Source organism: Corynebacterium sp. (genome assembly GCF_030530965.1).
Lineage (GTDB): Bacteria > Actinomycetota > Actinomycetes > Mycobacteriales > Mycobacteriaceae > Corynebacterium.
In genome coordinates this window covers 1-10735 of record NZ_JAUMTY010000060.1, presented here as the reverse complement: position 1 = coordinate 10735, position 10735 = coordinate 1, and the positions used below count along the sequence as shown (strand labels likewise).

Sequence of the window (10735 nt, the reverse complement as noted above, 5' to 3'; positions counted from 1 at the left end):
AGACTTTGATCCAGCCAACGAAGGAATGGGCGCAGCGGGTGGTTTCGCCTCTGGTCTAACGGCGGTGTGCTCGGCTGTGACCGTTCCCGGTTTTGACGCCGTCGCCCAGCTCAACGGTTTTGACGACGCTTTAGAAGCCGGGGCTGATCTTCTGATAGTCGGCGAAGGGTCTCTAGATCAACAGACGTTGTCGGGGAAAGTCCCCGTCGCAGCAGCGCGCCGGGCTGGGGCGCGTGGCATTCCAGCTGTGGCTGTTGCCGGAGCAGTGAACGTTCAGAAGGATGAGCTCGCGGACGCCGGAATATCGGATGTCATTGGGCTCGCCGAGGTGTCAGACCGAGCGGGCGACACGGATGACACCATTCAGCACGCCGCCGAATACGTCGAACGTGCTACAGAAAAGCTTGTCCGACGGTTCCAAGCGGGCCACACGCACCCGGGCGACACACACCCGGTCTAGACACGCCCGGCCTAGGCGGACGACCCCTGGTCTTTGTAATTCATCGGGCCAGGGTTCCACAGACCGGAACGAGTTTCGGTCTTTTCGGTAATGTGACCGGGCTTAATCTCTTTCTTCTTCGAGTTAGCAGGTGGCAGAAGCAGATCGAGTTCACCCCAGTCACGTCCCCAGTCATCCCTGAAGTAGGTAGGCAGAGCCATAGGGACGGTGGTTGTTTCGACCAGGCCGAGGGATCCGCCTCCGCTGTAGTCCATCCATCCGCTGTTGGCGCGTTGTGAGTCATAGCTGGGCGCTATTCGGTACTTCGGCAGCTCTGCCACACCTGCCCAGTGATCATATTGACGCTGGCAGGGGAACTGCAGTGGCGTTTCCCATTCAAGGAACACCGGGTCCTTGCGGCCCACATAAGAGTTGAGGGTCTCAAGCTGCGGCATCCGTGGCGGCGTGAACGCTAACCAGTCCCGCCGCGCTAGTTCTTTATCTTTAGCGTGCAGGCGGAGCACATTAGCGTCGTCGGGAATGTCTGAAGTGAGGAACCGGAGGTTTCGCCACATAGGGGCGGGACCGGGATCAATGGGGAGGAGTTCACCCATGTTGGTGACTTTGCCACTGTCATCTCTGTGGCCGTACTCCAGCACCAAATCGAGGCCCGGCTGGACAACTCCATTGCTGTCGATGTGTTTAATAGATCCCGCAGCCGACACCACGATCAGTGGTGATGTGCGCTGGTCCAGCTTGTACCACGAGGTCTTAGTCTCGGCAGGTACCTGAATGCCGCTGCTGTATGAGCCGACAACCGGCACTTTCTTGGGGTTAAGCCCGAACGGAAGCGCAGCCGCAGAATCGTTAATCCCGCGCGTGTGCTGGGTACCGCCCTTTGTTCCAGCGGAGCTTGTGGAGCTCGAACTCGAATTGCTCGTTCCCCGGGCATTCGCTTTTTCAGAGTCACCAGCCCCGGCTTCCCCGCGGTTCGTCCCTGATGTTTGTGACCCGCTGGTCGAGTTGTTCGTGCTCTGGTCAGAACTATCCGTATCGGACGAGTTGTTAGTCGAGTTCCGCGACTTGTTGTTCTCCGCCCTTTCTTGTTCCGCAGCATCAACAGTGTCGACCGTGTTGAAGTCGATGTCAGGGTAGATGGCTGCCGGGATATTATTCGCGCCGAAGTTTTGGTTGTTATCGGCGGTCAACGAATCCTTAAACTTGCTGCCGTCGGCAGTAGAGAGCATATTGCTCGATGGGTGCTTTTCTACCTCAACATAATCCGCCATTTGGCAGGTTTTCCCTGCTAGAGTGCGGATATTTCCTAGCCCGACGGAGTACGCGGGGTATTGCTTAATAAACGCTTTCCCCATGGCTGCACAGTTAAAGACAACGACAAGCGCGCAGAGAACAGCAATCGGTGACGACGTCAAAGCAGCGAACCGTTGTGCCCGCGCGCGTTCACGCTTTTCCAGCGCTTCGCTCTCTGAATTGGTTTCGGCCAGCGTCTCTTGGATGTCCAACCGGAAGGATTGGATAACTCCCCACACCATGATGAGCAGCGCGATGACCAACACAATGGTGGATACCTGGGTGTCTTTGATCGAGATGGGTTTGTCGTACCACGGGACTCCGAGTGAGGAGACATACCACCAACCGTTAATACCCGCCAGCGCGAGAGCTCCCAGGAAAATGGTGACACCGAGGTAAAGGAACCGGTTACGGACGGATCGCGCGGCAAACTGTGACGCGGCAACCGAGGCTAGAGCGGCAACAGCAGCTCCCACACCTGCGTAGACGCCGAAGTGGTGGGTCCATTTCGTCGGCGTGAATGCCATGAAGAACGCCGTTCCGATAACGACGAGGACGAGCCGCTGTGTCGGCCCAGGCCGCGCGCCCAGAACGGTTTTGTGGCGCAGCATGGCGGCGAGCACGGTGCCCAGTGCCAGAATCACCATGAAGATGGGGAATCGGCGAGCGAAGGATCCGTTTTCCGTCGCGGAGAAGAGTGCTTCGTAACGGACCGACTCCTCGTACCAGTGAAGTGATGGGCCGATAAATCCGCGCAGTTTGATCGACTGCATCACGGTGGAGAGAGTTTGATCCCCGAAAACGGCGACGAGGATCGCGGTGCCCACTGCGAGGAATGGCGCGAGTAGCGCTGTAACCCCTCCAACAACCGCTTTCTTGCTTGAGGATTTCGGGGTGCCCAGCGCGTCGAGGCGGTGGATGACAATCCGGAAAATGCCGGACAGTGCTGCCAGGAGTGCAGCCACAGCCATGAGCCCGGTTGGCCCCGCCGCGAGCGATATCGACGCCACGATGACGGCGAGAGCTGCCGGGGCCAGTCGGTCCGTGCAGATGGCCCGTTCCAGAAGGACCCATGTCAAGATCGCGCCGAGGGCGATGACCGGCTCAGGGCGCAGGCCGTTGTTGTAGGCCATCCAGACGGCCAGGAACACGAAGCCCGCGGTCCAGTAGGGGACTTTTCGTCTCGCGATTTCTGGGCCGAAGCGTGGGATGACACACCGTGAGAGAAGGAACCAGGTGAGGAATGCGGCGATGATTTCGGGCAGCCGCATCCACGTGGATGTCGTCCCGACCCGTGCCATGAGACCGAGGAGGTCATAGTAGGGGGCGCCGAAGGGAGATTCGGGTACACCAAACCACCTGTAGTAGTTGGCCATGTAGCCGGAGTGTTTGGAGGCCCTCGCCATCGTGAGCAGGTAGCCATCGTCCGACGTGTTCGCGCCGAAGAAATACCAGTAGATCAGTACAGTGCTGACGATGCCGTCGAGGGTGGTGAACTTCTTCCAGTTCTTCGGCAGCAGCGGCACACGGTTGCGCGTGCCGACCTTGTCTAACCTCCAGAGCGCGATAAGGGAGACCAACGCCAAGATGAGCCCGGCGATCATCACGACATACTTCACCAGGGTCGGCCGCGACGTAAACCGCGAATCGATAGTCGCGTGCGCCTGGAACCCGGCGTTGATGGCGTCGTCCTTGGCGCTCGACGCGACCTCGGTATAGACACCGGTCATCTGCGGGCGCCTGTCTCCTTCGACAGTCGCCGAGAGTTTTTTCCCACTCTTGTCGGTCTGACCAGGAACATCAATGGTTGTCGACGTCGCGTCGGAGTGAACCTTGAGCGTGGCGTCGTCGGGCAGTGAGTCAAGCGTCGAGTTCGTGATCTGCAGAATGACCTGGCTGCGGTTGATGACGTCGACACCGTCGTCAGTGGCTCGAACAATGAGCCCTCGGGACGCGACGAACCGTGAATCGTGCGGGAGGGTGGAAAGAAGGTCCGTCTGGTTGTCGTTGAGGTTGTCAGCCAGGGAGAGCGGGACCGTGAAGTCGAGCGACTCGGGGGAATAAGAAATCAGGGGTGCGACAACGGAATTGATGTTGTCATTTTGTGGCCAGTCAATGGACGATTGTGTCTGTTTGACGGGCAGGAGGGGGGTGAGGATGAACAGCAGGAAGGCACCAATACCGGTGATCGCCGCCACCATTTTGGTACGCCGAATGTTGGAGTCTCCGCCCGAGCCTTCATTGTGGGGCTGTTGCGGGGCGGGACTGCTTCCTTTATTGCTGTCAGTTTTCACCCGTGACACGTGTTGGGAGTCTACGTCACGTTCCTGTGAGGAGACCATTCTGGTTACATCACCTGACATCTATTGGGGTCTAACAGCGACAATAAATGGTCCAACCTGCGTCACTGTCCAGTCGCTAAATGCTTCGGGGTTGAAGCGGATGGAACGGAAATGCACATTCGGGTCGCTGGGGTACACATCATCAGCGACGTTCAGGGCCCAGTCATCATCGTCGACGGAGCCACGGAAGAGAATGGCGTCGGGTTTTCGCCAGGGCATGTCGTCCATGGCGGAGTTGAGTTCCTCGGGGGTTTCCGCCTCTGACCACTTCTCGATGGCAGCGTTCCGTTGCACAAATTCGCCGAGCGGGTTGGCGTAGTGGGCGGTCAGCGCCTGGAACTCGAGGTAGGGGCGGTACGCCATGAAGGCCTGTTCGTCGGCAAGAAGAACGGTGTCAGTGGGCTCACGCCCGATGGTGTCGGCAACTTTCTGGTAATAGGTGCCAGAATCTGCGGGGACTCCGTCATTGCGATGCCCGTCGCCGTCGGTGTCGGAGTAAGCGGAATTGATCGAGTGAGAGATGGACCAGGGGATTGTCGCCGCGAATTCGGTGGCCGCAATCCCAACGAGTACGCCGATGACCAGCGTGATCGTGGGTGCCGCGGTGGCAAACCGCTCGGGGTACAGAGCAGGTATCCCGTGCGCGAGGGCATCACGCAGTCCGAGCACACCGGCGGTAGCGAGCAGCATCGTGATCGGCGGTTCCAGGCGGAACCCCAGCAGCGTCGTCCCATGGAGTGTGGCGGCCATGGAGAGCAGCACCCAGGCGTAGTAAGTCAGCACAGCGATGGCGATCGGCATCGCAATGGGATGGGTGAAGCGCACAATGAGCCAGATAACACCGACGAGGCAGAGGAACCCGAGGACGGTCATGTGGAACATGGGTGTCGGGATTTGTGTCCCATCGGCAGGTAGGTAGTGCTGCGCGGTATCTGTGCTTCCGTGTGGTTTGGTCAGCAGGTCCTTGATATAGGGAGCCCAGACAGTCGCTGCGATCAGGAGGGAGCCGATACCAATGCCCGCGAGCCGGATGATCGGTAGGAACGATTTCCGACGGATGGCTATGACGAGCCCAATGACGACGATGGCGAGGGCATTAACACCGGTGAAAAGGGTGTACAGGGTTGCCGATACGCCGAGGAAGATCGCTGTTGCGAGGGCCGACCAGCGGGCTCCGTTGATGGCACGCCACGCGAACACAGCTGCAGCGGGGATCCCCATGCCGACGATCGCCGCGTAGGGCTCGAACGACGACATGGACAACATGATGGCCGTGGTGGTGAGCGCAATGGTGGTGGCGAGTGGCAGACTGCCGGTGATGCGCTGCCATACGGGCACGAGCATGCACGCTGCTGCGCTGAGTGTGATGATGGCCCACGGTTGGAAGGCGGCCCACCCTGCGAGTCCGGTGTAGTGGGCAAACCGTCCGCCCGTAATGAACCAGCCGGCGGGGTAGAAGGTGGGGATGTCCGGGTAGGCCATGTCGTGAAGGCCGAATTGCGCGGTCATCCTGGTGAGGAATTGGGTCCGAAATGCCTGGTCTACGGAGATTCCGTCGAGGTACAGGCGAGTTGCGGACAGGGGGATGGTGAGCACCGTGCCTACCAGTCCGGCGGGGGACATGTAGGTGACGATGTATGTCAACCAGACTCGCCATCGGGGACGACGAACAGCGGGGGAGGCAGCTCCATTTTTTGCATCGGAGTTTTTTGCACCGGTGTTCTTGTCGACGCTGCCACGTCCGGCTTGTTTTTCGTCGTGAACCCACCAAATGAGGAGGGCAGCGACGACCACGATGAGGATGGCCGAGGTCAGCGTGGAGAGCGCCTTGAGAACGTTGGAGTTGCTAAAAGCCGGATAGTGCGTGGTTTTCATGAGGCGCCAGAAAACCAGCGACATGATCGCACCCCCAGCCACCGCCAGGGCCATGTTTATGATGGTTCGCCTGAGCCCAATGTGGTCGGCGGTGCGGCTTGTAGCAGGCAGAATGGGATCTGCGGATGCGGCTGTGTCGGCGTTGTCGACACTGTCCGCGTCATGGGTTGTCGTGGTGGAATCCGCAACTGGTGTGGATGCTGGATTCTTGTGCGACGTATCGCTCCCCTTTTTCGATGCCATGGGGTAGATCATGGCATATCGGTGGGACAGAGGGGATATTGCCACGCGTCGCCGTCGGCAATCCCCGTCAGCGACTAGTCCTCGCCAGTGATCAGGATCGCGCGGATCCCGGTGTGAAACCCGTCGCGCAGGCTGACACGCTGCGATTCGCTCAGCGTGTATTCGTGCAACGATTCGCACGCGAATTGCAGGAGCGGGCGATCCACATTCGGCGGGAGCCCTCCGCCGGAGAGAACGTGCGCACTGTCACGCTGTTCCTCGGTCGCGACGTGATGGAACCACCAGGTCGCATACTGTTGGCCGACGTCAAACGGGGTCTGGAATCCCGTGGTCGTCCAGATCTCGTTGGGCAGCGGCACGTACCGCGAACGGAGCTTCCTCCGTGGCGCCATCATCGATGGCTTGGGCGCGGGCTTCGGCTGTGGCGTGGGCGCTGCAGACTCGGGAGCACTGCCGTTGCCTGAGTCATCGTTCGAGTCATCGCCCGACGCGGTCGCGTCGGTATTCTCAGCCGAACCCCCATCCGATGCCTGCTGTGATGCTGCAAGTTGCGCTGCTTGATGGCGCGCCGCAACACTCCCCGGGGTCGCCACAGTGGCCGGCCGATCCGCCGATCGCGGATCCTCGGGCTTGCTGTCGTCCTTCGGCGCCGGATTATCGGCCGCCTCCGTCGTCGAACCTTCATTCGCCGCCAGAGCTCCCCCGACTGCTTCAGCCGGTTGAGTGGTTCGTTGCTTGCCGACGCTGGACTCCGGAATCCTCGTCGCGGGTGATCCTCCCGACGGCGAATGCTCTGTTTGCCCAGGTACCGCCTGGTCAGCATCCGTCGGGCGGCTTTGCGACGGCGTGTTGGTGATCTCGGGGCCTCGGTGTCCATCTCGGTTCCCATCGCGATCCCCACTGTGCCGACGATCCGCTGCGTTAGCGCTCCGTCGGGCGCAGGCCATCATGTCGGCCGGCGTAGGACGTGATGGCGCTGACTCCGCTGAGTGGGATTCGTGGGCGGACGTTGATTGCCCGCCATGCTCACCATCGGCGGCATTGTTGTTTCCGCGGACGCGCCGGGATGTCCACGTGTCGTCGCTGGTGTTTCCGGGTTGGCCGGTCGCTCCATGTCGATCCGCCTCATGAGCGTTCGCTTCATGGGCATGGGTGGAGTCTGCGCGTGAGGAATGGTCGTCGCCACCCTTGTTTTTCGCCAGCTGACCATTGTCGACGCTGGTCCCGGCTGTGGACGCTGCCCGCTTGTCAGCCGATGAGGCAGCGGAATCAGGCACGCCGGTTCCACCAACAGAAGCGCCCGAAGCGCCAGCGTCGGAACCGTCACCACCGGTTTTACCGTCATTCGACTCACCATCGCCCGGGGCGGCCTTGTCAGAAGAAGCATCCCCAGTCGTCGCACTACCGGACGTCTCATTTTCCGCTGTTTGTCCGTCGACAATGGGATCCTGCGCCTCCAGCGGCCGCGGGGGAATCGACGGCGGAATGGGTCCCTCGAGCGGCTGGATCTGCATGGTATCGGCGAAGTCTTCGCGCGGATCCAGCACGGTGATCGAGTCGCATTTGTGCCGGAGTGCATTGGACATCGAGTCCCAGCTAAACCCGTAGAGGTGCACCCGCACTCCCATCGCGGACGCTTCAACAACACCGGGGATCATGTCTTGGTCGCCGGACACAAGCACCATGTCGGAGCACTGTTGGCGGACCGCCGCCAGAATCATGTCGGCAACGAGCCTGGTATCGACCGCTTTTTGTGTGCGCCGTTGCCCAGTCTCGATCAGTAGCCCCGCACGCAGCTGAACCCCGTCGACTGTCCGGAGTGCGCGTTGGTACCGGTGAGGCCCGGAATCCGGGATGCCGTCGTACCAGTTTTGTCGCTGCACAGGCTGGCCAACATGTTGCGTAATCATTCGGTCGAGCACTGAACAGACTTCGGGTAGATCAATTTCGAGCTGTGTTCGGGCACCTTCCTCCCATGAGTTGTAAAAGCTTGCTAGAAGATAAGAGGTATCGACGAAAACTAAGGTGCGTTCGAGCATCGTTCACGGTTTCCTAACTAAAATTTATCTAACTTTTTGTAAAAGGTTCTGGGGTTCAGGTTAGCGATTTCTAGTCACTAACGCCGACTCACGCGCCCGCATTCTAGTGCATTTTGCGGGGAGCCCCCACTGTATTGGTTCCCCCAACTATCCAATAGTAGTTCGCTATGTATCACCTTAACGGGGGCTTGTCGACGCTCAATGTCGGGTTTCACCGCGCGCCCGTAGTGGACAAGGTGGTAAAGAGTAGAGGGTATGGACTTGCATTCGACGGACCCGACGGCAGATCCGCGCGATCGCTCTGCTGGAGAGTGGCGGGAATGGGATCCCGTCGACGCTCCGATCGCGTGGATGCGGAAGGCAACGGTGGTAGAAGCCCGCCGCGTGTGGTCCGTGCCGTGGGGGACTCGACGCCGCAAGGATGCCTCGGTTCTTGTGCGTGATTGCAATCTAGCGTTGCATGAGGACTTGATTTATTCATTCGTGGGGGATGCTGCCCCTGAATCCCCTAGTAGCCGGACCGCCACCGCTGCGACCGCTGCCACTTCCACCCCTACCACCGCTACTCTGAACGTAGCTACTCCTAGCCCGTCGGCGTCGGCAGTCAGTATCTTGCATGTCCTTGCTGGTCAAGAGCGCATTTCAGGCGGAATCGTCTCCGTTTTTGGCGAGCCCCCCTATGACAACGCCCGCACAATGGACAGCACCGTCCTGGCCGGGGCGTCGGTTCGGTACCCCGCTCAGTGGCGTGCCGACCGGGTACTCCGCACTGCCGCCCGTCGCTACCCAAACTGGGACGACGATTACGCGGAAATGGTGTCTCGCGCTTTCCAGTTGGATCTCTCCACCAAGGTCAATCACTTATCGACGCAGGCCAGGACGCTATTGTCGGCGGTCGTGGCTGTGGCGGCGCGTGCGCCGTTGACGTTATGGGATAGACCGTGCGAGGGCCTGAACCCGGAACGTCGGAAGTTAGTGATGCAGACTCTCGTGGCTGATTGTGCTGCACATCCGAGGACGGTCGTGATGAACCAGGCAGATCGTGGCGCCGACAACCTGGTGCACGCGTCCGCGGATCGCCTCCTCGTCGTCTCTGGCGGCAGGGTTGTTGGGGATTTTCCGACGGAGGACGCGTAGGGGGTGCGTGATGCCAGTTCGTGACCGTTTGTCCTTGGCTGATGTGTCAATTGGCAGCCGCTGGTTAGTGGACCTGATGGTTGTCCTGGCGTTATGGATGGATGCGTCGCAGCCTGTGTTCGGCGTGGCGACGGCGATGGTGTGGTGCATTCTCACGCCGTATGGGAACCCGCGCTTGTTGGCCTATCGAGCGTTTGGCCTGACCATTTCCCGCTATGTCCGCGATTATGTGCTGGTTGCCGCGGCCCGTGCAGTGGCGTTAGTCCTGGTTGGCGGTCTGATCGGTGTCCTCGTCCGACGCGGCATCGCAGGATGGAGTTTGCCGCCTTTCCTTGGCTCTTCCCATACGGAATCTGTGACTCCATTTATCGTGTATCTGCTGGTCGTGGCGTTTGCCGGCGTTGTCCTGGGGCTCGGCTTTAACGCATTCGCGGGGTCGCGGACGATGTCGATGCGGCAGTATCCGGGGCTTGGTGGCGAGCAAAAGTTGGACGGCGACCACTATGCAGAATCAAGATTCGTCGGCGAAGGTGCAGGCTTGTCGGATCTGATGGTGGAGCTGTGCGGTGGACGTTCCTCCGCAGAAACGCCGCGTACAGAGGAAGAGCAGCACAACTTGACCTGGCACTTCCTACCTACCCGCGAAACGTGGTGGGGAGTTTTCGCTGTAGCCCTGCTTCTATGTGGCATTAGTTTCGCGACTGGCTCGATGATCGCTCTCGTTGTCGGCCTGCTTGTAATCTGCGTCCTTGTTGGGCTTGTGCTCGTCGCCATCGCCCGGAACGCAATTAGCTTCGGCGTCCCGCGAGCCATTATGTGGAGAAAGAACTCAGTTCTCGCCCTCGGTCAAGCCACATGGGTAGCTGTTCTGTTCATCATCACCGCGGTGTCGATCGCAAGCTAACTCTTTCCACCACACACCGCTTGCCTGGCAAGCAGCTCACAGTTCACGCTCCGCCTTTAGCTCACGGCCTTAACTCGTGAACTCACTGTTTTATTGCCGACGGTGGTCTCGCTTGGTGAATGTTTGTTGGTGTGTTTTGTGGTGTTGTGCTGGGGGTTTGTGGTGTGTGGGTGGGGTGTGTAGTGTTCTTTGTCGTCGCCGAGACAGCCACCCGGTTACTGGGAAAGCAGTGAAGCCGGTTGTTGGTTGTGTTGGTGGTGTTTGAATCCTGGTTGTTGTGCCCGGCTGGGTGGCTCGTGTTGACGGTGAGTTGACGGGGTTGCTGGTGTGGGTGTAGCTTTGGATTCTGCTGCCTGAGCGGGGGTTCACAGTTGTGTGGATTGCTGCTGGGTGTGCGTGTGTTGTGTGAGAACTCGATAGTGTGCCAATGTACTTTTGTGTTGGT

At 59.8% G+C, this 10735-nt stretch carries 5 protein-coding genes and 2 pseudogenes; 3 read left to right on the top strand and 4 right to left on the bottom strand.

The window, feature by feature from the left end; translation table 11 throughout:
* Positions 1–460, top strand: a 460-nt coding sequence (locus Q3981_RS09350) for a glycerate kinase (RefSeq protein ID WP_303125586.1), incomplete at its 5' end; no start/stop codon positions are given.
* An 11-nt stretch (positions 461–471) separates the two neighbouring features.
* Here Q3981_RS09350 and Q3981_RS09345 read toward each other — a convergent pair.
* From Q3981_RS09345 to Q3981_RS09330, 4 genes and pseudogenes are all read right to left on the bottom strand, one after another.
* Positions 472–4053, bottom strand: coding sequence for an arabinosyltransferase domain-containing protein (locus Q3981_RS09345; RefSeq protein ID WP_303125584.1), 3582 nt, complete (start codon positions 4051–4053; stop codon positions 472–474).
* Between the two features lie 60 nt (positions 4054–4113).
* Entirely contained in the window at positions 4114–6210 is a 2097-nt protein-coding gene (locus Q3981_RS09340; protein ID WP_303125582.1) for a galactan 5-O-arabinofuranosyltransferase, read from the bottom strand.
* Between the two features lie 74 nt (positions 6211–6284).
* Positions 6285–6632, bottom strand: a pseudogene (locus tag Q3981_RS09335) (NYN domain-containing protein); the annotation flags it as partial.
* Between the two features lie 1011 nt (positions 6633–7643).
* Positions 7644–8249, bottom strand: a pseudogene (locus Q3981_RS09330) (NYN domain-containing protein); the annotation flags it as partial.
* 255 nt (positions 8250–8504) lie between these two features.
* On the opposite strand from Q3981_RS09330, the gene Q3981_RS09325 reads away from it, so the two are divergent.
* On the top strand, positions 8505–9386 hold the full coding sequence (locus tag Q3981_RS09325; RefSeq protein WP_303125579.1) for a hypothetical protein: 882 nt from the start codon (positions 8505–8507) through the stop codon (positions 9384–9386).
* 10 nt (positions 9387–9396) lie between these two features.
* Positions 9397–10290, top strand: a complete 894-nt coding sequence (locus Q3981_RS09320) for a hypothetical protein (protein ID WP_303125571.1) — start codon at positions 9397–9399, stop codon at positions 10288–10290.
* The last annotated feature ends 445 nt before the right edge of the window (positions 10291–10735 follow it).